A 22,870-nucleotide genomic window follows, 5' to 3' on the forward strand; every position below is an offset into this window, starting at 1 on the left:
TATGAACGCTGCAAATTACGTCTCACCAGGGCACGCCAAAGCAGTTACAGTTGCTTCAGCCGCATTCCTTCATCCGACGATGGGCCACTCTTGCCGAGTGTTCTGCCGCGGAGCGGCTTCGTCCAATTCACTTTTGTGCAATCTAACGCATAATTCCGAGTTATGTGTTGTTGGAGCTCCGAATTGGTTGCCCCGAAAGTCCCAATACTAGTAACCCGGGAAGAAAAGGCTATAGAACAACCGCTGGTCACAAAGACTGTGGTCGTTTTACACAGCTGGAGCTGGCCACGGGTGTTTCCTCCAGGTGCAATAAGCTTGGGCGGGTCATCAATCCGCGGCCCGATATAGCACAAGCCATTTTCCGGAATGTAACGTTTGCGGCGGATACAACACGGCGTCAACACCCGCCGCGTACAGGATGCGAGCGCCTTCTCATCTATTGCGTTCAGCAAGAAACATGACAGCGCACTCGATGCGCCCTTTTGGGTGATACTGGGACGGGGGTGGACGGAATCGAGGATCATAGACCCCCTTGACCCGGTGAAGTCGGGACGCCGGTCCCGCTCTCACGACCTGTGGCAGGGTCGCGGCAATCGCTTGCCCGCCGTTGTCTTCCGAGCACGCGAATGTCCAGGAGCTTCAACGTCTGAGCAATCGAACATGGGGTGGCGCATAAATGCTGCAGAGGATGGCCGAAAAACGCACGATGCGATCCCAATCATAGGACTAAAGTCGCCGTTCCTGTGGACGGGGGGCGCGCGTTGTTGGCAGCAACCACACGACACGCACCGTGGAGAAGCAATTTAAGCAGTCTTCGCGGTGGATGCCGGCAGGATCGTTCGCTTCGTACGGAGTTTGCTCGCCGAAAACGAATTTCCATTTGGTCCATAGATTAGTCGGTCAAGAGAAGTGAAATGGCTACTTACAAAGACGCGAACTATCTGCAACAATCTTCCAGCGAAGCTTTTGATCAGGATTACGGGCCAGGAGCCGCAGCTCGCCATGCCGGAATTTACCGGTGCATGGGCTGTCATCGCGAGATCGGCATTGCAGCAGATCACGTATTGCCGCCGCAAGGACATCACGCACACACCCCCTCGCAAGGATCGATCCGGTGGCGTCTGATTGTCTACGCTGACCATAAGCCAAAATAGTGTCACAAGCGAAGTCCGGCGAAAGTCGGACTTTTGCGTTTACGAGCGTATAGCAACTGAATCCTGTCGCATTCGATCGCTCGGGACACGTGGTCGTTGGCAAGTTGAGCGAAAAGTCCAATGAACGCGCTTGTTCGCGCAGCCAAGATTTCAGCCCAAAGGCCGGACATGTTCGATGTATACCTAAACGATAAACATGATCTGCTGGTTATTCCCCAGGGAGCTCCGCTGCCTGTCACGGATGCACTGGCGAAGTGGCGAAAAAAGAAGACAAGGGTGATCGGCGTCAGTCATGAGATCAGATTAGCGGTTCAGAAGCAGGGCTATTACATGCGAAAGGCTCGAGATTTCGGTAAACATTAGGAAGTACTCTATCGTCGATTGAAGCAAATCGACGTTCCTGGACTGAACCCACGAAACGGAACCGCAGCGTGACATGATGGTGCGCAAGCTGCGCCTTAAGTCATGCATGGTGAACTTGGCAACACCCGCTTCCTTGACCAAGCGGTTGACCATCTTGGTGAAGCCCGACATCTGGCCCACCGGTCTTCGGTGAGGCGGATCCACCGATACGGCCCATCCGGTTCAAGTTGCGATTTGAGGCAGATGCTCCGCGGTGCGAACTGCAGTGAACACCTTGAGGGATCAATGCGACAGGCGCTCGCGCGCGAAGGCTGCTGCTTCTTCGATCGAAGCCATCCCTTCATCAAGCATCGGCGCAAATAGCTGCCAGGAGTGGCACATGCCGTCCCAGATCTTCAGCTCGGCGGAAACACCCGCCTGATGCAGCCGATCAACGAGTTGCACACTATCGTCGCGCAGCAGCTCCCATGATCCGACATGGATCAAGGTCGGGGGCAGCTTCGACAGGTCGCCATTCAACGGCGCGAGATAGGGCGATGTCGGCACCTGGGCGCCGAAATAGGCGTGCTTAAAAAGCTCCATCAATTGCGGGGTAAGCAGCGGGGTGTCGGCGATGGTGCGGAACGACTCGCTCTCGCCGGTGAAGTCGAGCGCCGGTGACATCACCACGAGCGCACCCGGATTGGGCAGCCCCTCGTCGCGAGAACGCATCGCCGTCGATATGGTGAGGTTGCCGCCCGCAGAGTCGCCCGAAAGGCAGATCGCCGATGGCGCGAAGCCCTGCTCCAACGCCCATTTGTAGACGGAGAGTGCATCATCATGCGCGGCAGGCCCCGGGTGTTCCGGCGCGAGCCGGTAGTCCGCGGCGAGAACGCTGCAGCCGGCTGCGCGCGCGAGATTGGCGGCGACGACTCGGTGCGAGCGCGACGAGCCGAAGAAGAAACCGCCGCCGTGGAAATAGATGATCAGGCGCCCGCCGTCCGAATTGGGATAGCGGATCAAGTCGCCGCCGACGGGACCTGACGATACCCGCTCGATCACGGCGCCGTCAGAGATCGGCGTCTGTGCGTTGATCGCCTCGAACCACGCGCGCATGTCCGCCGGACTACCGTCGGCCGGCGGCGGGAATTGCGCGCTCATCTGCAAAATCGCTGCGAGTTGCTGTTTGGACATGCTTTCTCCATTGGACAGTGAACGGCGTGCCGGTTGACCGGTCGGTTGCCATCTAGTCTAGGATGGACGAAATGCCGGCCAAATCCGCCCCTCGCCCGCTACGAATGACCTGCGTTCAGTTCATCCGCACGATCGGTTTGATCACGGTGCCGGTCTCGGAATCGTGGATTGCAGCGTTGATTTCATCGAGCGTGTAGAACTTGATGAGCTTCTCGAACGGGAAGCGTCCGCTCCGGTACAGATCAATCAGCACCGGAATGAAGACGTCAGGATTGGAGTCGCCCTCGACGATGCCGATCAGACGACGGCCGGCGCTCATGAAATGCGTCTCGTTGAGCACGATTTCCGCATCGGGCCCAGACGCGCCGAGAATGCCGCAGGCGCCACGTGGGCCAAGGCTCTCCACGGCGTTGCGGATCACCACAGGCAGGCCCGTGGTATCGAGCGCGAAGTTCAGGCCGGTGCCGGTGATCCGCATGATCTCTTCGGCCGCATTAGTCTGGCGCGGATCGATTACATGCGTCGCGCCCAGAGATTTCGCGATTTCGAGCCTTGCCGGATTGGTATCGACCGCGATGATCGTGGTGGCGCCGACCACGTGCGCTGCCATCAGCGCGGAGAGCCCGACCGAGCCCGATCCGAACACCCCGAAGGATTTTCCGGCAGAGACCTTCAGCGCGTTCATCACCGCACCAGCGCCAGTCTGCACGCCACAGGCGAGCGGTCCAAGTAGCTCGAGCGGGACGTCGGATGCAACCTTCACCACATTGACCTCGTGGCAAATCGCGTGAGTCGCGAACGACGATTGACCGAAGAAGTTGCCGTTGATCCGCGCGCCGTCCGCCGACAGCGCGCTTGTTCCGTCCGCACGCGCGGCGAAGAAGTTACGCGGGAAGAATTCATGACAGTAGCTGATCGCGTTGTCCTGGCAGCTCGGACACGCACCGCAGGAATTGAACGTCATCACCACGTGATCGCCGGGCTTCACCTTGGTGACGGCAGCCCCGACCGCCTCGACGACGCCAGCGCCTTCGTGCCCAAGCACGACCGGCAGCGGCGTTGGCAGCATGCCGTCGCGGACGACGAGGTCGGTATGACAGACACCCGTGGCCTGCACCTTGACGAGAATCTCGTCAGGACGCGGTGCTTCGAGGTCGATGGTTTCAAGCTTCAGCGGTGCGCCCTTTTCGCGGGCGACGGCGGCACGGATCTTCATCTTGGTCTCCAGAGGTCAGTCGTTGCAAGACGGAAGGCTTCCGGCGCGAAAGGCGCCGGAAGCAGTGCAATGTGCGAAACGCATCAGAAGGGATAGGGCGTCGCCTCCGGCTTCTCGGAGGTCCAGACCCACTGCGTGAACTCTTCCCAGATCGCCGGACCGCCGATGCGACTGCCGTTGCCGGAACGGCCACGCCCACCGAACGGCGCAAACGGCCCGCCGTTGACGGTCTGGTCGTTGATGTGGAGCTGGCCCACCGCGAGGCGATCGCCGACAGCTCGCGCCCGCGCGACCGAGCCGGAGATCACGCCCGCGGCGAGGCCATACTCGGAGCGGTTGGCAAGCTCGACTGCCTCATCGTCGGTGGCGAAGCTGACGAGGCATGCAACTGGGCCAAAGATCTCCTCCTCGAACGCGCGCATACCGGGCTTCACGTCGGCCAGGACGGTTGCCTGGTAATAGCGGGCGTCGTGACCGCCGCCGGCAAGCAGCCGCGCGCCCTTCGCAACCGCATCGTCGACGATCGCCTGAATCTTCGTCACCTGCGAGTCACTGATGATAGGGCCAAGCGCGACCTGACCGGACGACGGATCACCCGCGGGCAGATGCTGCGCCTTCTCGGCGACCTTGGTCGCCAACGCCTCGGCGATGCTCGCATGGGCGAGCACGAGACCGGTCGACATGCAGATCTGCCCTTGATGTAGGAACGCGCCCCAGGCGGCGTTGGACGCTGCGACATCGATATTCGCATCGTCGAGCACGATCAGCGAATTCTTGCCGCCGAGCTCGAGCTGCACCTTCTTGAGATGGCGGCCGGCGACCTCACCCACCTTGCTGCCGCCTTCCGCCGAGCCGGTGAAGGAGATCATTGCAATGTTGGGATCAGCGCACATCGCCTCACCCGCTGCCGCGCCGCCCGGCACCACTTGCAGCACGCCCTTGGACAGGCCTGCGTCCTCGAAAATGCGGGCGATGATGATGCCGCCGGACACCGCGGTGCGGGGATCGGGCTTGTGCACCACGGCGTTGCCAACCGCGAGCGCCGCGGCAATCGCCCGTATGGAGAGCACCAGGGGGAAGTTGAACGGCGAGATCACGCCGACAACCCCATGGGGCACGCGCTTCGCGGTGTTCGACCGCCCCGGCTCCATCGATGTCAGAATAATCCCGTTGGGCTCGATCGCGATCGCCGCTGCATGGCGCACGAAGGCCGCTCCGTGCTCAATCTCGATCGCAGCCTTGGGCTGGATTGAACCGCTCTCGCGCATAATCCAACCGATTAGCTCCTCGCCATTCTGTTCAAGCAGATCGGCCGCCTTGTTGAGGATAGCTGCACGCTCCTGCGGCGGCCTCAAAGCCCATGCGGGCTGGGCCTGGCGCGCCTCGCGTGCGGCCTTGGCGATGTCTTTCGGATCGGCGATGCCGACCGAACCGAGCACGGCACGCGTCGCCGGCTCGCTGATCTCCATCACGCCGCCGTCAGTTGCGCACCATTCGCCGAGAAACGCCTTGCCGCGCCAACGCTCGACGGCAATGAAATCGCGAGCCTGCATGTTCATCGAAATATTCTCCCTCCGCCTCGTGCGGATCGATTAACTGTGCGGTCGTTGCGACCGCGGCTTGCCGTGCTGGGGAGAAAGAGGGCAAGACGGTTGTTGCACGCGCGCGGCCGTGGCGCGTGCCGCACACATGGTCGAGACCGTAGGTCGGTCTTCTTGCTTCGCTTCCTCCCGCGAACGGTTCAGCAAGTAGCAAGACCGGTGCCAGCTCACACCTGCCCCCCAGGACGACCTTCGGTTTATGAAAATAACAAAGCTATAACAGACGCTTATGCGAACATTGAAATATATTTGCATGTCCGGCGACATAGGCCTTCCATCGTCCGATTTTCCTGAAATAATGAAATCCCAACAGCTACTTCACTATTTCATGAAAGATTAACGCGCAGATGGCGGAGCATGACTCCCGGATTTCACTGGCGGAAGCGTCCCGCCGCGCCGCCCGCATTCTCACACGCGGCGCCAGCAGCGAGCTCGACACCGGCGCTGCTCCGACGTTCAACGATCTCGCTGAGTCGCTGCATTTCGCGCTCGGCGACGGGCGCATCTGGCTTAATGACCAGCGCATGGTGCTGATGCAGTCGCAGGTGCTCGGCCGCCTGCGTACGGAGATCATCGACGCATTCGGCCTCGAAACCGCCAAGGCGCTGTTCATGCGTGTTGGCTATATGCAGGGCACACGGGATGCGGCCTTAATTCAAAAGCGCTTTCCTAATGAGGACCTCACCCACGCGCTCGCCGCAGGACCGCGCGTTCACACGCTGGAGGGTTTCGTCAAGGTCACCACGCGGCATTTCGAGTTCGACCGCAACAAGGGCATTTATTTCGGCGAGTTTTATTGGGACGATTCATCTGAAGCGGCCGAACATGTCGCGAGCTACGGCCTTGCGACCGAGCCAGTTTGCTGGATGCAGGTGGGCTATCCATCCGGCTACACCACCAAGCTTTTCGGCAGTCCGGTAATCTTCCGCGAGATCGAATGCGCCGGCATGGGAGCGCCCCGCTGCATCATCGTTGGTCAGCATGCGGACGCCTGGGGCGCCGATGCCCCTGAGCGCAACTATTTCGGACTGGAATGGAAGAGCCGGTCGTTGCACACCGCCGTCAACGCTCCGGTTGCGGCGGGTGAAAGCCCGGCCCCCGCACGCGACGACAATAACGTCGCGGTCGGCGTTTCGACTGCGTTCGTCCGCACCCGCCGCCAGCTCGAGCGCGTCGCCTCGACCGGCGCCACCGTGCTGTTCGTCGGCGAATCCGGCGTCGGCAAGGAGCTGTTCGCCAGCCAATTGCACGCCATGAGCCGTCGCAGCACAGCTCCTTTCGTCGCGATCAACTGCGCGGCGATTCCCGAGCAGCTCGTCGAATCCGAACTTTTCGGCGTGGAGAAAGGCGCCTACACCGGCGCCATCGCCTCGCGCGCGGGCTATTTCGAACGCGCCTCCGGCGGCACGTTGTTTCTCGACGAGATCGCGTCACTGACCTATTCAGCGCAGGGCAAAGTGCTGCGGGCACTTCAGGAACGCAAGGTCGAACGCGTCGGTGGCACGAAAACCATCTCGCTCGACGTCCGTGTGGTGGCGGCATCCAACGTCGATCTGACCGTCGAGGTCGCGGCCGGCCGTTTCCGGCAAGATCTCTATTTCCGGCTCTGCGTATTCCCGATTGCTATCCCGCCACTGCGGGAGCGGCGCGACGACATCCCACTATTGATGGCGCATTTCCTCGGCATCTATTGCGCGCGGCACGACCGGCACCTGATGGGCTTCAGCCGTCGTGCCACCGACGCACTGCTCAAATATGATTATCCCGGCAATATACGCGAGCTGCAGAACCTGATAGAGCGCGGTGTCGTCTATGCAGATGAGGGCGGCACCATAGATATCGGTCATCTGTTCAGCGGCTCGGAGCTGCTCCCGCCATTCTCAATCCAGCTCACAAGCGAAGGGCGGCTCGGACGCGCACCGTTAATTGAAGACAAGAGCACCGTCTCGGTCAGCAGAGGTGAATCATTGCCGGGCGAGTCGTTTGCAGAGATGGAGGTCGCGGCCTATCGCTCGGCACTGGCCCAGACGGACGGCAATGTGTCGGCCGCCGCGCGCCTTTTGAAGATTAGCAGACCAAAACTCGACTATAGACTTCGCCGTCTTGGCCTAAGACCATAGCCACAGGTCATTCTCCTCCCAGGTTTGCCGGCGACGTCTGGTGAGCCGCATTGCGCTGGGTCCCCCTCACCCCCGGCTTGGTGAAGAGGTAAACCCAAGTCCGGTGGCCCGCATGCGCAGAGCGGGGTCGGGCAGCTTGACGCCGTGGAGATGATGTTGCGCCTTGCTGAGCGTCAGCGTGGCGTTGCGAATCACCGCATCAGTGAGTGTCAGCAGGTTGGCCAGCTCTGTCACGATTCCTTCCCAGCATTTGTGCCAGGTGTGCCCCGCGGGGAAGCTATCGCTGTGACAGCGCGCGGCCAGCCTGGATCTAGATATTGGGGTTTCCAGCTCCAAACCAGGGGCTGCCGATCAACAAAGCGCCCATCAGGCCAAAGCGACGCATGTGAGTGCGCCCCAATTAGAAAACCCCGGCAATTGCTGCCGGGGTTTTCGCATTTCGTGATTCGGCGTGACGCGGCTGGATCAGAAGTCCATGCCCCCCATGCCGCCCATCCCGCCGCCAGGGGGCATGGCGGGGCCGGCAGCGGCCTTCTTCGGCAACTCGGCGACCATGGCCTCGGTGGTGATCAGCAGCGCCGCCACGGAGGAGGCGTTCTGGACTGCAGTTCGCACGACCTTGGTCGGGTCGATGATGCCCTTGGTGACGAGGTTGCCGTACTCGCCGGTCTGCGAGTCGAAGCCGTAGGCGTACTGATCCTTCTCGAGGATCTTGCCGACGATCACCGAGCCGTCTTCACCGGCGTTGATCGCGATCTGGCGAGCCGGCCAGGACAGCGCCTTGCGCACGATCTCGACGCCGGTCTTCTGGTCGTCGTTCTTGGTGCGCAGCCCCTTGAGCGCTTCGGTGGCACGGAGCAGGGCGACGCCGCCGCCCGGGACAATGCCCTCCTCGACCGCGGCGCGGGTCGCATGCATCGCGTCATCAACGCGATCCTTGCGCTCCTTCACCTCAACCTCGGTCGCGCCGCCGACGCGGATCACCGCAACGCCGCCCGCGAGCTTGGCGAGACGCTCCTGGAGCTTCTCACGGTCGTAGTCCGAGGTGGTCTCCTCGATCTGCGCCTTGATCTGGGCCACGCGAGCTTCGATGTCGGCCTTCTTGCCGGCGCCGCTAACGATCGTGGTGTTCTCCTTGTCGATCATCACCTTCTTGGCGCGGCCGAGCATGTTGAGCGTGACGTTCTCGAGCTTGATGCCGAGATCTTCCGAGATCGCCTGGCCGCCGGTCAGGATCGCGATGTCCTGGAGCATGGCCTTGCGGCGGTCGCCGAAGCCCGGAGCCTTGACGGCCGCGACCTTCAGGCCGCCGCGCAGACGGTTGACGACGAGGGTAGCGAGCGCCTCGCCCTCGACGTCTTCGGCGACGATGACCAGCGGCTTGCCGCTCTGCACAACTGCCTCGAGCAGCGGCAGCAGCTCGTTCAGCGAGGAGAGCTTCTTCTCGTTGATGAGGATGTAGGCGTCGTCCATCTCAACGCGCATCTTGTCGGCGTTGGTGACGAAGTAGGGCGAGATGTAGCCGCGGTCGAACTGCATGCCCTCGACGACGTCAAGCTCGGTCTCGAGCGACTTGGCTTCCTCAACGGTGATGACACCCTCGTTGCCGACCTTCTTCATGGCGTCGGAGATGAACTTGCCGATCTCCACATCGCCATTGGCCGAGATGGTGCCGACCTGGGCGATCTCCTCGTTCGAGGTGACCTTCTTGGAGTTCTTGACGAGGTCGGCGACCACGGCTTCCACAGCCATGTCGATACCGCGCTTGAGGTCCATCGGGTTCATGCCGGCGGCAACCGCCTTGCCGCCTTCACGGACGATCGCAGCCGCCAGCACGGTCGCGGTGGTGGTGCCGTCGCCAGCCGCGTCAGCGGACTTGGAGGCGACTTCGCGCACCATTTGGGCGCCCATGTTCTCGAACTTGTCGTCGAGCTCGATCTCCTTGGCAACGGTGACGCCGTCCTTGGTGATGCGGGGAGCGCCGAACGACTTGTCGAGGACGACGTTGCGGCCCTTCGGGCCGAGCGTAACTTTCACCGCATTGTGGAGTATGTCGACACCGCGGAGCATGCGGTCGCGAGCATCGACGCCGAATTTGACTTCTTTGGCTGACATATTGGTTTCCCTGAGTTGTCTTGGTCTCATCTCACCCTTGGCGAGGCGCCCGGCAGGCGCTCCTCAGGGGTGAGCGGTGCGAGCGGTTGAACTAGGCGGCCTTAGTGTTGGAAGACACGTGGGAGAGAACGCCCAAGATGTCGCTTTCCTTCATGATCAACAGCTCCAGGCCGTCGATCTTGACCTCGGTGCCCGACCATTTGCCGAACAGCACGCGGTCGCCGACCTGGACGTCGATGGGGATCAGCTTGCCGCTCTCATCGCGGCCGCCCGGGCCAACGGCGATGATTTGACCCTGCGAGGGTTTTTCCTTGGCTGTGTCTGGAATGATGATGCCACCAGCAGTCTTCTCTTCTGCATCAATGCGCTTGACCACGACGCGATCGTGAAGCGGACGGAAACTCATGCAGCTCTCCTAAGCCTTTGTACAAGTTGACGATTTCCAAATTGCTAGCAATCGAGGCCCGCGAGTGCCAGCACAGGCGAGGTTGAAATAGGACGGTTTTCCTTGGGAGCAAGAGTTAGGAGTAGAAAAAAAGTTGGATACTTCGTCGCCCGATCTGCCAGTTCGCTAACGGTAAGAGGCCGTGACCATCGCCGCCGTGGTCATCAAGATTGGACGGAACCGGACGTCCGCCACCAGCTCGATGGCCGAGCGGCGATCCCGAGCAGGTATGCGCCTCATGGACGATGTTGTTCGTGGTCAGGGCGTCACCGATGAAGCCACATTCGTTCACTCGGGCATCAGCGATAAGCGTCATCGCCTGCTTTGGCGCGAGATTACGGTCGCGCCGGTGTGCCCTGCGAGTGGAGAGCGACCGGCGGAACGCAGGCCGCCAAGATCCTAAATTCTTCTCCCGCATCAGGAGCAGACATTCCTTGGCGAGCAAGATCAAGACCCGACCTCATGGTGTTGTGTCGTTGCAAGGACCATAAGCAGGATCCCCGCGGCTACAAGTATAAGAGCAATTAGGTAGCGCGTTGTCGTTTCCGACAGCCAACGAAGACCGATCGTGGTCCCTATCATCGCCCCTGTGACGGCTCCCAGTGCGTATAGCCACGTCTGCGGTGAAGGCAGCTGTCCAGCGTAAATCGCGCCGACCAAGCCAACTGCGGAGTTCACCCATATAAAAGGGGCAGACAAAGCTGCTGTCTCTTTGGGTGAAGCCCAACGCATGGCGATAAGGACAGGCGCGAGGAAAACGCCGCCCCCGACGCCAGTAAGCCCCGAGACGAGGCCGATGCCGGCTCCTGTCGTAATTGCGCCCCACGACGGCGTCTCACCATCAGGGACCGCTCTCCTGGTTCGCCCGATCAACAAGATCGCAGCCGCGAAGAGCAGGACCACACCGGTGATAGCATCATAGAGATGGGGAGATAGGATTGTGAATCCTCCAATCAGCGCAGTTGGCACCGAGGCGGTTAGAAAAAGCTTCAACCTCTTCCAATCAATAAAACCACCGCGATTGAACAGCCATGTCGAATACGTGGCGGCAACGATGTTGAGCAACAACGCTGTCGGTCGCATCTGAGTTGATGGAAACGATGCAAAGGCCATGAGGGCAAGAAACGCGGTACCACCCGCCTGCCCAACAGTCGCGTAAAGAAGGGAGATGATAGCGAAGAAGAATGTCAGCATTGCAATCGGCAATTCAGTGTTCTGAGCAGCGGCGATGAGAAGCTTCCGTAGTCCAGATGGATTTGCGAATGCGTTGAACGATTGGTTGCTAACGCACCGCTTCCTGGAGGTGTCCGTGGTCTACACCCGAGCAGTTCAGACCAAAGAGCGCGCCGGCAACAATCTTTCTCTTTAACTATCGACGAAGATGTGGACGATCACCCGGTCGGGGCGAGATGAGTTTCTCGATGGCTGCGACGGCGTTGCATCCAATGGCTCGCCCTCGCTCATCCATGCCGGTCCAACAGGACTGGCGTCCGCGTGGATCGACCTCCAGCAATTTTACGCCTTCCGGCACGCGCGCGCCGTCCCGAGCAACGCCGCGGAGCACTCCTCCAATGGGCGCCAGGACCGGCTTGCCGCTAAGACAGCCCACCAGCAGGCCCTTGGATAATGGCGTACCGATATCGACACCTGAGCGCCAGATGCCATCGCGGTGCGAATACACGAAGCGCTCGCGTCCCGCGCCGCCGAGCTCGCGGGCTCGACCGTCTGCCAGCTTGGTGACACCTCGGGAGACAATTGTAGCGGTCTGGATTGGATGGGTCTCGATGGCGATGTCGCAGTTGACGCCCACCTCGAATCCGGGCCCGATGCCGACCGTTACCGGTGCGAAGCCGCGGAGGTCGCGAGGTGTTCGACGCTTCTGCATGCGTGCATCGACGATCACGGATAGCGAACGCAAGGCAATAATGTCGAAGAAGTGCATTTCGGTCACTGCCACGCTGTTCGGGTCGGCGTGAATCCACGTGATTTCCGCAAGCGTATCGGCCCGTTTGCCCACGACGCCCTCAACTTCGCATAGCTCGCCGAACAGCGAGTCATGAAATGCCATGCGGCGGCGGATCACCGGTGGAAACGCATCGTGTCTCATCACCACGGCAAACGTCGCCTCGGTGAGTTTCGTGGCGATGGCAGAAGCGATTTCGTTCGTGCCGAGCACCAATGCGAAGAGCCTTGGCGCGCCCGGATGATGGGCCTTAGCAGTGACTTTCATGGGCGAGGTTCGCGTTGCTAGGATCCCTAGCAAACCTCGCGCCAATCGCGGATGAGGGTTCAAATATTCAAGCAAACTGGTTCGTCCTGCTGGTGACGGCGAAGCCGCGTTCGAATAAATGTCCCCGGCAATGTTGCGGATGCGACAAGGTGAGTTGGTTTCGGTCAAATCGGTGGAACGACACCGCAATCGCAGCGTCGAGCGAGGGCGAGCGCCCGCTCTGGATGTATGGTCAGACGCTGTATGCGAAGTACAGGTCTTCATTGTAGTCGTAGACGCAGGCTTCACCGCCTGTGACTTTCACGGAGAAGTAGGATGACGTATCGTGATCGAAGCCGCCGTAGACACCGGAGCTCTTCGGTTTGAGCATCAAATGCGACCGTTCACCATGGTGGTACAGGTTCGGTAAGGCACCGGTTACGTAGCAATGCCTGCCGTAGTCATAACCACTGACTATTCCCTCTCGTACAGACACGCTGATCCTGGAAGATACGGAAGCTTCGTATTCGTGCACGCGCACGATTGCGCGCCCCAACGTGTGGGCCAACGCAACCGCAGCCGCCGCTGCCCGAACGTGGGCTTTCATATATCCTCCTATTGATGGGCTTCAGAAGCGGAGCGGCCCGACGCCCCGACGCCTCGATGTGATGCGCCGGCCCGCCCCTACATCGCCGGGGAGTTTCGGCAATGCTTCCTTGAACGAAGCAAGCAGCGTGCCTAAGCAAGGCTGGCGCTACTGCAAGATGCGAGGTCTGCCCAGCCCCTGCACTTCGCCGCGAAGGCCCTGGAGGATATTTCAGTCGCGGCCTGGATATTCTTGTGCATGGGCTTCGCCCATGATGGCACGTCGGAAACTCCGCCAGGAACGAATAAGAGCAGACCCACGACGTGGCTCTGCAGCCAAGACCCTATTGAGAACGTTTGTCGAAGTTTACACCTCTCGAATGCTCAACCGCATCGGGGGCGTGAAATATCGATATTTGCCTGTGAGCGTTCCGTTAACGAACTGAAGACCGTGATCGCCAAAGATCATATCCTCGCGCAAGTAGCCGTCGGCTATGGCCCCTTGATTGTTGCCTCCGACTGTCTTGCGGTTAGTCGCCACGCCATGGCTGGCTGACGGCGAGCCGAACATTTCAATGATGGCATCGCGCGGTGTGCCCAGTTCCAACCTATCGAACTGTTCGGTAGGAATCATCCCGGCTGCCTTGATGGGCTCAGCTCTCATTCGCGGGAGACCTTCAGATCCGGTGGGCCTACGAACCACAACTTTCTCGATGCAGTGCGAATGAATTGGGATGCCAGGATGCGAGTCCCATTTAATGTAATGATCGGACCGTAAGATCTCCCAGCCGGCTTCTGTATAGATGGCCTCCAGCTCTCCACGTGCGAACGACTTTTTGTGGCCAGCTGCCAACCCCTCCTTGGGGATAGGATGGTCTGGTTGATCGAGCGTGTTGGTGAAGCAATGAAATCCTCCAGGCCGCGTTCGATCAACCAGGGCTGTGACGAGTGGTTTCCAGACGGTCCGTTCCGTGAAATGCAAGACCGAATGCGCTATAAAGACGTCGAGGTAAGGAGGGGGCTGGAAATCTTCAACAGCAGCCACACCGCTTGTTAGCTTCACGGCAAGATGGTTTGCGAGCCGATTCAGCTTGGAGATAGCGGCTTCAGATATATCGGTCGCGATGACCTGATGACCGAACTGAGCCAAATAGAGCGCGTTGCGCCCCTCGCCGCAGCCAAGCTCGACAACCACGCTTTCCGCACGGAGTGCTGGCGCGATCTCGAAGATTTCCGGGCTAGGACCACCCATACATGAAACGTTGTGGTCGGCGTAGCCCGCATCCCACCAAAACGGTGAATGTCTCGCCTCCTCTTCCATACTGCCCTCACACTGCCTGATATTGCTCCTCAAGGGTAATCATCGTGTTGGAATAGAACATTCGGGCCATAATGCTCGAATACTTGAACCCTTTATGAGTAAGTTGATAAACATCACCATCTGCCAAATTGAGGAGGCGCAAAGACTCGAGCGCCTTCAGTTCTTCGCCAAAGTCCACTGCCAGCACCCGTCCGAATAATGCAGCGTAATTTTTTCTGCTTAAGGCTGACAAGGTGAGGCCGAGCAGGACGTAACGACGCACAAGCTCGTCCGGAGCCAGCCTAATTCCGTGTGATGCTATTGCCTCGGGATCGAACGGACGATCCGAGAAGGCCTTGATAATCCGCGAAGTCGCGCTCCGGTCCACGGCATAGCCCGTGCTATAGTGATATTGGCCGAAATAGCTTCTGGCGCCAGCTCCCAATCCTAGCAGGGGCGTTCCCTCGAAGTCCGACACCTCCTGCCGATAGGCAGGGTCGCCAGTGATCCTGGTGAAACGTGTGAAGGATTCCTGGCGGTAGCTTTTAGATTCCATCAAAGCAGCGTTCTGATCGTAGACTTCATACTTTTCCGCTTCAGAGAAAAATAATTCAGGATTGTTCGCTTTCGACGCAAGGATGTTCGTCATCGGACGAACGACAACGGGATAAAGGGAAACTGTCCGCGGCTCATAGTCGAGCACGCGGCCAAGCGAAAAGTTCCAGGAGTCGCGGCTTTGACCACGCAGGCCGTAAATCAGATCAAGGTTGACGTGAGAAAAGCGCTTGATGACAGCTTCGATTGCAGCTTTTGCAATCTCGACCGAATATGGTCTTCCGCAGTTCGCAAGTTCGCCAGGCTCCATGCTTTGGATGCCCATGCTCATTCTATTGACGCCAAGTGCCTTCAAGCAATCCAGAAGGTTGTTGTTGAAAGAGTCCGGCGCGGCCTCCACCGTAATCTCGCATCGGCGGCCTCGTTTTGGAAATGCAACGTCGAGGGCGGCGAAGAGCTCGCCGAATTGATGCTGTGTTAGCAGCGTCGGAGTGCCGCCGCCGAAATAGATACTGACAACTTCTCGATCTCCGAAGTATTCTCCATATCGAGCGATGTGATCCACCAATCGGGCAACGTAAGCCCCTTGGGTCGCCTGTCTATTGCGCGTTGTAAGAAAGAGCGTGCAATAGGTGCAGCGGTAGCGACAAAACGGAATATGGATATAGATGTTTATTTGCTTTGAGCGACTAGCCTGCTCAACAACATCATTTATGCGGAGTGGTTGCGGGAAAACCCGATACGATCGCTTCGAAGGATAGCCATAGACATAGGTTGGAAGCTCCTTTTTCTCTATCTTCGTCCGAAGAAATTCCAGACGGTCCATGACCTGTCCCTCAGTCGCCGTGCATGACCTGAGCGTCATGGACGCCTGGCCTAACCACTAGGATCGCGCGGCCGCTCGTGCCGGCGCGCAATGAGAGGAACTCAAGAGTCGTGCCAACCGCGCTGGAAGCGCCCAGAGAAGCTCGTTCTCCATTTTAATCAATGACTTAGCCGCGAGGACGTGCACCGCTCGTTGTCCGAACATCACAGTGTCTTGGAAGTGACGATCCGACAACAGGGGGCAAGATACCTCGTGAGAGCGGCACCGATCGTGCAGCGGTCCAAGGTCGTTGCAAGATGAATTCGACAATGGTCATGAACGCCTATTTCGGCGCGGCAGTAGGGCGTTATCTGACGAACCCAAGCAGATTTCTAAAGTCCAGTTTTCGGGGCGGCGAACACATGGGGGCAACGGAAATCGTGCGGCGGCCATCGGCGTCGGCGCCTCAACCGACCATGATCCGCATCCGGGCCCCGGCCGCGAACCCAATCTCGATCGCGCCCCGTCCTGGAAGGCGCTGTCAGTGCTTGCTGGTCGAACCGCGAAGACTGAGGCAACGGGACCTTGTCGTCCCGCCGGAGGTGGTCGGCGAGGCCAAACACTCCCCGCGCGCCTGCCGCCGCCAAACGGGAAGCAGATTAGGGTCAACGCTTCATGTTGGCGCGCAACTTCGACAGCCGCCGGCGCCAAGCTCTCTTCGATGATCCGAAGCTCCTCGGCGTCGGTCCACCGCCGCTGTCGGGCTCGGGACCCGACTGACCTCTCACCGTCGTCATGTTTGCTTCATTTGCTGAACAGATTTATGGAGGTGGCCCTCACCGGCTTCACCGATCGCCGACGTACCCGCCGTATGAACGACGTTTATCGGTCCGCATCTTGGCACGGCGAGCCGAAGACCGCGACATGCAAGCAATCCACCCCAAGCTCGGGTTGTTGAGTTCAAGGCAAGGCCAAGAACTCACTCATCACCATCGGCGAGAGGCACGCTGAAGGGGCCCACCGGGCCGAAGTGCACACGTCCTGCCATCAATCTCTCTAAACCTGGCCCAAGGCGCAGAACAGGCCGTGAAACTCGCGTGTGTATTCATTTTTGATACACGTGACCAAAACGGGTACAAGCCGGCCAGCGCGAAACGGCAGCACCGGACTTGAAAGATTGTCCTGCGGGTTCCCCCTCTGGCGTGGTCTCGCAAGTGCAGATTCGCTCACTGCAGTTTTTCCGGCTCACTTGCTCGTTCGCTTGTTTGGAACCGACGCGCGTAATGCTCTTCAGCTTTCTCGGGATGAAGTGGGGCCCTCCTCGTATCCTACGACGGAATGATCCACGTCGATGGTTGGAGCACATTTCAGATGTGGTCGGTGTCACGCATCGATCCCGGCTGGAGCGACTGGCGCGAGTCGAGCAACCGATCTCCGACCATCATCGCAAAAATCGCTCCGATAGTCGGTCGCTGAGCCGCCATGCGGCATGTCCTCATCGAGCGCGATCGTAACGATGTCCAAGCCGAGATTCTTGCCAGTACGCTCCGGTCGCATAACTCTGCCAGGCGTTGACGCGTGCTCGCGACGAAATACACGTGCTTTGGATCGTGGCGATTGACAAGTCTCTATCGGATCGCCTTGATGCGGTCAGTCGCAACGAAACTCTTCCATGATCGCAGGTCTCGCCGTCCTCCTTGTCTGCCAACTCGTCGGTGAGGTCATTGTGCGGGGCTTGGCTCTACCGCTGCCCGGCCCTGTGCTCGGGCTTGTGCTCTTGCTGATCATGCTGCTTGCCCGGGACCGCTTCGTGGTGATCGCTCGCGGCCCTTTCCGAAACGAGGGCGTCGAGAAAGTCAGCAAGGTACTTCTGACCCATCTGTCGCTCCTCTTTGTTCCTGCCGGTGTTGGCCTCGTGCAGAAGCTCGATGTGCTCGCTACCCATGGTATCGCGCTCATCACAATTCTTATGCTCTCGGTAACCGCCACCTTGCTCGCGACCGCGCTGACGTTCAGGCTTGTCAGTCGGCTTATGAGGCAATAGGAGGCGTAATGAAAGAGACTCCCTTCTCACTCTGGGTCTATCTCGCACAATCTCCGTTACTCTGGCTGACGGTCACGCTGCTGGTCTATGCGATCACGGATGCCGTATCGCTGGCAAAGCACCGTCATCCACTCGCTAACCCCGTCCTACACGCGATGTGGATTATCGGCTCATTCTTGCTTGCAACGGGCACTTCCTATACGACGTACTTCGCCGGAGCTCAGTTCGTGCACTTCTTGCTCGGGCCTGCAACGGTTGCGCTTGCGGTGCCACTCTATGAGAATCGCGCGCTGGTTATTGCGGCGGTCGTTCCGATGTTGGTCGCTCTGATTGCGGGCTCGCTCACGGCGGTCACATCTGTCGTGCTACTTGCTGAGGCCGCGGGCTTACCACGCGACGTGATCCTGTCCCTGGCGCCGAAATCGGTCACAGCCGGCGTTGCGATGGGAATCAGCGAAATGTTGCATGCGGATCCGTCCCTAACAGCCGTGGCGGTCATTCTCACGGGTATCATAGGCGCCATTATCGTGACGCCGTTGATGAACTTCGTCGGGATAACCGATTTTCGCGCGCGAGGTCTCGCCGCAGGCGTTGCGGCGCATGGTATCGGTACGGCGCGCGCTTTTCATATGGATGAGATCGCCGGTGTCTTTTCAAGCCTCGGCATGAGCCTGAATGCCCTTGTGACGTCGTTCTTGGTACCGCTCGCCGCGACTACGCTGATCCAATGAAGAAAAAAAGCCGCTGCTGGATTTCTCCAACAGCGGCTCAAGTCTAGGGAGAAAGCAGACGAGCCGGTCTGCCAGCGGATCTGATCCCAATTGGGTGCGCGGTCGGCAAACGACTGAAGTTCAGCCGGAAGGTATCTGCGCCCGCAAGATGGAGAGCACGGATCCTTTCTGGGGGGCGGCGGTTGCTGGACCAAATGTTGCGACGATCTTGGCATGACGCGAACCACGCATCGTGACTCCTCCAGGTGCTGGCCGATGCTGTCTGGCCCGCATCCTTTCCTGCCCCTCGCCACACGGCGAACCTGACTATCAAGCTCCGGAAGCGGCGGTCTTTTTCCCCTCATGAGCCGATAGCAGGATGCTGTTGACGGCGCGGTATGCGAACACGATGGCTGGGCCGATCGTGATGCCTGCCCCGGGATAGATTCCACGCATTGGCGAGGTCATGTCGTTGCCGCAAGCATACAGACCCGGGATCGGCCGGCCGTTTCCGTCCAAAACCCCACCGTAAGTATCGGTTGCCAATCCGGTTGCTGTGCCGAGGGTAGCTGTAACGATCGGCAGCGCAACAAACGGACCATTTCTGATCGATCCAAGATTTGGATTCTTCGTTCCCACGGCCGGATCGCCCAGCGTGCGATTGAAAGCTGATTCACCACGTTTAAAGAGAGGATCGAGCCCTGTGGCCGCGTGTGTGTTGTGTTCCTCGATCGTCTTTTGAAGCTCCGCGGCGTCTAATCCCAACTGCTTCGCGAGCTCCTGAATCGTCCGGCCGACCTTGATGTAGTCGAGCCGCGCATATTTCCCGATGCTTAACGTCCAAGGCCAGGGCAGCAAATGTCCCATGCCTCTCAGGCGAACGAAGTCCAGGTCGCAGATGAAGTAGAACCGCTTGTCTGCCGGATATCCGTTCTTGAACATTGCGAGGCAAATATCATGGTACGAATTGGATTCGTTGACAAAACGTTTGGCATTTGGCCCCACCGCGAGGACACCGGGGCGGCCTCGGTCTAGCCAGCCGTACGGGACGACCTGCGAGCGGCTGCCGCTCTTCAGGATCGACACTGGAGTCCAGAAGCCGGCGGAGGCGACGTCATTGTCAATCGCGGCTCCGAGCCTGGCCGCAACGGCGATGCCGTCGCCGGCGACGTCGGGATGGGCCAGCGTATCACTATGCTGATGGGGGCCGCTAAGCTCCGCTCTTAAGCGCGCGTTACGAGCAAAGCCGCCCGTTGCGAGGATGACCCCGTGCGAAGCGCGCACGCGAACGTCAGAATCGTTCAACTTGACGACTGCCCCCGCGACGCGCCCTTCCTCCTTGATGAGTTCGATAAGAGGCGACGCTGGCCAGATTTCTACGGCATACTTGCGCAGGCTCACGAGTAACCGCGCAATCAAGGCGTTGCCTCCGCTGAGCTCAGTGCCACGCCTGTAACTCAGCCGATCCCGCGCGTAGCGGCTGACCCGACGCAGGACATGCTTAAGGGAAGCAAAAGACTGAAGCGGGTTTAAGAAGCTTCTCACCTCTCCGGAGGAAATCATCATTCCCCCGAGTACAACACGAATAGGGTCGCCAATGAGATCGAAGTCGGCGCCGAGAAGCCGTCCATCATAGGGGGCCGGGCTCAGTGCACGACCCTTGTCAACTCCGCCGACCTGGCTCGAATGATAGTCGGGCGCAGACGCCAGCATAAACTTGACTTCTGTCCCGTTCTCAAGTGCTGCAAGCGCTGTCGGGCCGTCCTCAAGATAGGCCTCAACGAAGTCTGCCCGATAGTAGCTGCCAAGTTCATGCTCCAGGTACGTCCTGGCTTTCGCAAGCGAGTCATCAATGTTCGCGGACCGCGCCTGGGGTGAACAAGGAACCCAGATCATCCCGTTCGACAGGGCTGTCGTCCCGCCAAGTCGCGGAGATTTTTCGCACACCAGAACGCGCAGTCCGGCCCTTGCCGCATAGAGCGCGGCCGACAGTCCGGCTGCACCGCTACCGATCACGAGGACATCGGTTTGCCAATGATCAGGCTTACTCCCTCGAGGGAATGCCACTGTCTTATGCTCGCCCGCTTGATGGGTCGACTTGTCCATTCCTGCCTCGCTCCAAGATTTGCCGATCAACGTCAGTGATTTCGCGAAAGCGCGATGGCCTTGAATTCCTCTGCCGCCGCCTTCACTGCCCGCTCAATTGGGATTCTTTCGATGGAGGATGCGCCAACGAAGCCGACGCACTGCGTCGATCGATAGACCTCGACCGTATCCTGCGGCTCTGCGATTGCCCCCCCATGGCAAAGGAGCACGACGTCCGATCGGATGCTTCTCGCTGCCACATTGATGTCGTCGATGCGCCTGATCGCCTCTTGGATTGACTGGCCTTCTTCATGACCCACGAGCCCGCCACGGGTTGCGCCGACATGCGGGACGATACAGTCGGCTCCCGCGCTGGCCATCGCTTTGGCGTCTTCCGGGCTTGCGACGTAGGCGAGCGAGAAGATGTTCTTCTTGCGGGCAGTTGCGATCATTTCGAACTCGCGCTCGAATCCGAGTCCGACGCGGCCGCGGCGGTCACGCCATTTTTCGCCCATTGTTGAGATAGTCGGATAGTTGATCACGCCGGAAAAGCCGGCCGCCCAGAACTTGTCCAGCAAGGCATCAAGATCGAGCCGAAGAGGGTCCCACGCTTCGACGCCGCCTATGACAGGTACAGAAGAAACGACGTTGCGGATTTCTGCTGCAAGATCGAGGGTGCGCGCGTTCGAATCGCCGATCCGGCTCGTGGGAAGCCCCATGAGACGCGACAGCCCGGTGCTGTAGACCACCAACATGTCGGCCCCTCCCAGGACAGCACATTTTGCAACTAGGCCGCAGCTGCTCCCGGCAGCAAGAACCGCTTTTCCTTCATCGACCTGTTGGCGGATCCTGGATAGGATTTCGCTTCGCTCAAACATGCGCATCGCAATCAGCCTCCTTGCCCCAACTGTTTGAGGATCCACGTCGTGGCAGTCTCGGCGAATTCGGGATCGTTGATGTGGCAGTTCAGTTCGCGAACCGTAATGCTAGGCGCGAGGTTGTCCTTGACCGCTTCGAGCCAAGCGCTATCAGCGTCGGGATTGCGAAAAATGCTACCCTCGCGGTCATAATCTGAAACGCCCTTCGCTGGCCAAAGGACGATTGCAGGCCCCGTTGCCCGCGTCAGCCGCTCAGCCGTGAGCCGGCCGATGCTCGCATTCTCGGACGAAGTCGTGCGCATGAGCGTCGTATAGGGTGTGTGGGAGTAAAGCTGGCGGCCGCGAAATTGATCAGGAACGCTTGATGGCGGACCAAAATTGACCATATCGACCGCACCAGGCGCGATCACTTGCGGGATTAATTGGCGCGAGGCTGCCTTGAGCCGATCCGGACCGGCACTCGCGGTGCCTCCAACAATTTCGTCCGCCAGCTCGGTTGTGGTCAGATCGATCACAGCGTCGAATTCGTCAGCTGCGATCAACTCCTCCATTTTGCGGCCGCCCGCCCCATTGGCAGGAAAGACAATCGCATCTACGCCAGCCTCTGCAAGGCCCGCCACGCATTGACTTGCCGCAGGCGTCGTCACGCCGAAGGCCGTGATCGCAACGATCTTCTTTTTCCGACCATGCCTCGTGGGTGCATAGCGCATGGCCGCAATGGCCCTGCCTGCATTCTGCAATACTCGTTCGGTAAAGGCGTTGATCCCGAAGAGATCGACGAGTGTCGGATAGAGGATGATGTCGTTATGGACAGCCAATTCAGCGAGTAGGGCTGGCCTTGCGCTGCTCACGAGCAGCTTGGGGAAGCCATAAGGCAAATCAGACACGATCTCGCCGAAGACCGCGCTCCCCTTGCCGCCGGCAACTCCGACAATTGCGCCGATCGTGCCTGCTGCCAGGAGGTCACGTACCCTTGCTCGTGTTGTTGCAGCTATCTCCTTCAAGAGATCGGCGGGAGAGGCGACACGAGCGCCGTTACCATCGGGTTGATTCGTCCCAGCAGCCTCCCCGGAGGTGGTGCCGACGTCGATCAGGACGACCTTGCGGCCGCGCGCCTCGATGATATCTGCGAGGTAAGAGGCTTCGCGGCCTTTGGTATCCAGCGTCGCCACGATCGCGACCGCGCCCGCAAGCTCGGACGGGCTACCATCCCGGACCGACCTCTGGTCGTCCGTGCAATGGTGCGACACGATCTTCCTCCCAGATCATTCTAAAAACCAAGCCGTCTTAGACCGGCCCGAAGCTGGGATTAAGATTGGGGAAGGGCGCAATTGGGTAAGATTGGGTAGATGAGGTGAAAGTGCTCCCTGACAATCCGTCAGCTACTCCCATCTGTGGACGCCCCCGTAAGTGCAAGTAGAATCTTTCGTGAGGCGCTGCGCGTAGTCGGGTGCTGACATCTGTCCGGCCTCTGATGCGACCGGTCATGTGTCGCGGGCCCGTATGGGAGTT

General features: G+C 59.6%; 20 protein-coding genes and 1 pseudogene. 5 read left to right on the forward strand and 16 right to left on the reverse strand.

Going from position 1 to position 22,870, the window contains the following annotated elements:
- The first annotated feature begins 914 nt into the window (after window positions 1-914).
- Window positions 915-1,154 (forward strand): hypothetical protein, encoded by a 240-nt coding sequence (locus ACV1FX_RS40370; protein ID WP_084801654.1) that lies wholly within the window; start codon window positions 915-917, stop codon window positions 1,152-1,154.
- 120 nt (window positions 1,155-1,274) lie between these two features.
- Window positions 1,275-1,517 (forward strand): hypothetical protein, encoded by a 243-nt coding sequence (locus ACV1FX_RS40375; RefSeq protein ID WP_473123047.1) that lies wholly within the window; start codon window positions 1,275-1,277, stop codon window positions 1,515-1,517.
- 42 nt (window positions 1,518-1,559) lie between these two features.
- Here ACV1FX_RS40375 and ACV1FX_RS40380 read toward each other — a convergent pair.
- From ACV1FX_RS40380 to ACV1FX_RS40395, 4 genes and pseudogenes are all read right to left on the reverse strand, one after another.
- Window positions 1,560-1,710 (reverse strand): annotated as a pseudogene (locus ACV1FX_RS40380) (tyrosine-type recombinase/integrase); the annotation flags it as partial.
- 89 nt (window positions 1,711-1,799) lie between these two features.
- Window positions 1,800-2,690, reverse strand: coding sequence for an alpha/beta hydrolase (locus ACV1FX_RS40385; protein WP_473123048.1), 891 nt, complete (start codon window positions 2,688-2,690; stop codon window positions 1,800-1,802).
- Window positions 2,691-2,805: 115 nt separating this feature from the next.
- The gene (locus tag ACV1FX_RS40390; protein ID WP_473123049.1) at window positions 2,806-3,906 is read right to left on the reverse strand and encodes an NAD(P)-dependent alcohol dehydrogenase; all 1,101 of its coding nucleotides are present in this window, start codon (window positions 3,904-3,906) and stop codon (window positions 2,806-2,808) included.
- A gap of 83 nt (window positions 3,907-3,989) precedes the next feature.
- Window positions 3,990-5,465 (reverse strand): benzaldehyde dehydrogenase, encoded by a 1,476-nt coding sequence (locus ACV1FX_RS40395; RefSeq protein WP_473123050.1) that lies wholly within the window; start codon window positions 5,463-5,465, stop codon window positions 3,990-3,992.
- Between the two features lie 389 nt (window positions 5,466-5,854).
- On the opposite strand from ACV1FX_RS40395, the gene ACV1FX_RS40400 reads away from it, so the two are divergent.
- Complete coding sequence (locus tag ACV1FX_RS40400) at window positions 5,855-7,627, forward strand: sigma 54-interacting transcriptional regulator (protein WP_473123051.1); 1,773 nt, start codon at window positions 5,855-5,857, stop codon at window positions 7,625-7,627.
- 66 nt (window positions 7,628-7,693) lie between these two features.
- On the opposite strand, the gene ACV1FX_RS40405 is transcribed toward ACV1FX_RS40400, so the two are convergent.
- The 9 genes from ACV1FX_RS40405 to ACV1FX_RS40445 form a co-directional block, all read right to left on the reverse strand.
- Window positions 7,694-7,861 carry a hypothetical protein gene (locus ACV1FX_RS40405; protein WP_473123052.1) on the reverse strand — a complete coding sequence of 56 codons (168 nt, stop codon included), beginning with the start codon at window positions 7,859-7,861 and terminating at the stop codon, window positions 7,694-7,696.
- Window positions 7,862-8,092: 231 nt separating this feature from the next.
- Window positions 8,093-9,742 (reverse strand): chaperonin GroEL, encoded by a 1,650-nt coding sequence (gene groL, locus ACV1FX_RS40410; RefSeq protein WP_473123053.1) that lies wholly within the window; start codon window positions 9,740-9,742, stop codon window positions 8,093-8,095.
- A gap of 91 nt (window positions 9,743-9,833) precedes the next feature.
- Window positions 9,834-10,148: a co-chaperone GroES gene (locus ACV1FX_RS40415; RefSeq protein ID WP_473123054.1), complete on the reverse strand. Its 315-nt coding sequence runs from the start codon at window positions 10,146-10,148 to the stop codon at window positions 9,834-9,836.
- A gap of 115 nt (window positions 10,149-10,263) precedes the next feature.
- Window positions 10,264-10,638, reverse strand: coding sequence for a hypothetical protein (locus ACV1FX_RS40420; RefSeq protein ID WP_473123064.1), 375 nt, complete (start codon window positions 10,636-10,638; stop codon window positions 10,264-10,266).
- Window positions 10,635-11,381, reverse strand: coding sequence for a sulfite exporter TauE/SafE family protein (locus ACV1FX_RS40425; RefSeq protein WP_473123055.1), 747 nt, complete (start codon window positions 11,379-11,381; stop codon window positions 10,635-10,637). The genes ACV1FX_RS40420 and ACV1FX_RS40425 overlap by 4 nt, the downstream gene beginning before the upstream one ends.
- A 175-nt stretch (window positions 11,382-11,556) precedes the next feature.
- The gene (locus tag ACV1FX_RS40430; RefSeq protein WP_473123056.1) at window positions 11,557-12,417 is read right to left on the reverse strand and encodes a xanthine dehydrogenase; all 861 of its coding nucleotides are present in this window, start codon (window positions 12,415-12,417) and stop codon (window positions 11,557-11,559) included.
- 232 nt (window positions 12,418-12,649) lie between these two features.
- Window positions 12,650-13,003 (reverse strand): hypothetical protein, encoded by a 354-nt coding sequence (locus ACV1FX_RS40435; RefSeq protein WP_254108441.1) that lies wholly within the window; start codon window positions 13,001-13,003, stop codon window positions 12,650-12,652.
- A gap of 345 nt (window positions 13,004-13,348) precedes the next feature.
- Complete coding sequence (locus tag ACV1FX_RS40440) at window positions 13,349-14,302, reverse strand: class I SAM-dependent methyltransferase (protein WP_473123057.1); 954 nt, start codon at window positions 14,300-14,302, stop codon at window positions 13,349-13,351.
- A 7-nt stretch (window positions 14,303-14,309) separates the two neighbouring features.
- Window positions 14,310-15,662: a coproporphyrinogen-III oxidase family protein gene (locus ACV1FX_RS40445; RefSeq protein ID WP_473123058.1), complete on the reverse strand. Its 1,353-nt coding sequence runs from the start codon at window positions 15,660-15,662 to the stop codon at window positions 14,310-14,312.
- A gap of 1,651 nt (window positions 15,663-17,313) precedes the next feature.
- Between ACV1FX_RS40445 and ACV1FX_RS40450 the strand changes: the two genes are divergently transcribed.
- A complete protein-coding gene (locus ACV1FX_RS40450; RefSeq protein WP_473123059.1) occupies window positions 17,314-17,685 on the forward strand; it encodes a CidA/LrgA family protein in 372 nt (123 codons plus the stop codon).
- An 8-nt stretch (window positions 17,686-17,693) separates the two neighbouring features.
- Window positions 17,694-18,416 carry an LrgB family protein gene (locus tag ACV1FX_RS40455; RefSeq protein WP_473123060.1) on the forward strand — a complete coding sequence of 241 codons (723 nt, stop codon included), beginning with the start codon at window positions 17,694-17,696 and terminating at the stop codon, window positions 18,414-18,416.
- A gap of 309 nt (window positions 18,417-18,725) precedes the next feature.
- Here the strand turns inward: ACV1FX_RS40455 and ACV1FX_RS40460 are convergent, their stop codons facing one another.
- From ACV1FX_RS40460 to ACV1FX_RS40470, 3 genes are read right to left on the reverse strand one after another with little or no spacing between them, the layout of a single operon-like run.
- Window positions 18,726-20,501 carry an FAD-dependent oxidoreductase gene (locus ACV1FX_RS40460; RefSeq protein ID WP_473123061.1) on the reverse strand — a complete coding sequence of 592 codons (1,776 nt, stop codon included), beginning with the start codon at window positions 20,499-20,501 and terminating at the stop codon, window positions 18,726-18,728.
- Between the two features lie 32 nt (window positions 20,502-20,533).
- Window positions 20,534-21,364 (reverse strand): phosphoenolpyruvate hydrolase family protein, encoded by an 831-nt coding sequence (locus ACV1FX_RS40465; RefSeq protein ID WP_473123062.1) that lies wholly within the window; start codon window positions 21,362-21,364, stop codon window positions 20,534-20,536.
- Between the two features lie 5 nt (window positions 21,365-21,369).
- Window positions 21,370-22,530: a Tm-1-like ATP-binding domain-containing protein gene (locus tag ACV1FX_RS40470; protein WP_473123063.1), complete on the reverse strand. Its 1,161-nt coding sequence runs from the start codon at window positions 22,528-22,530 to the stop codon at window positions 21,370-21,372.
- Window positions 22,531-22,870: the final 340 nt, after the last annotated feature.

Source organism: Bradyrhizobium ingae (genome assembly GCF_055791185.1).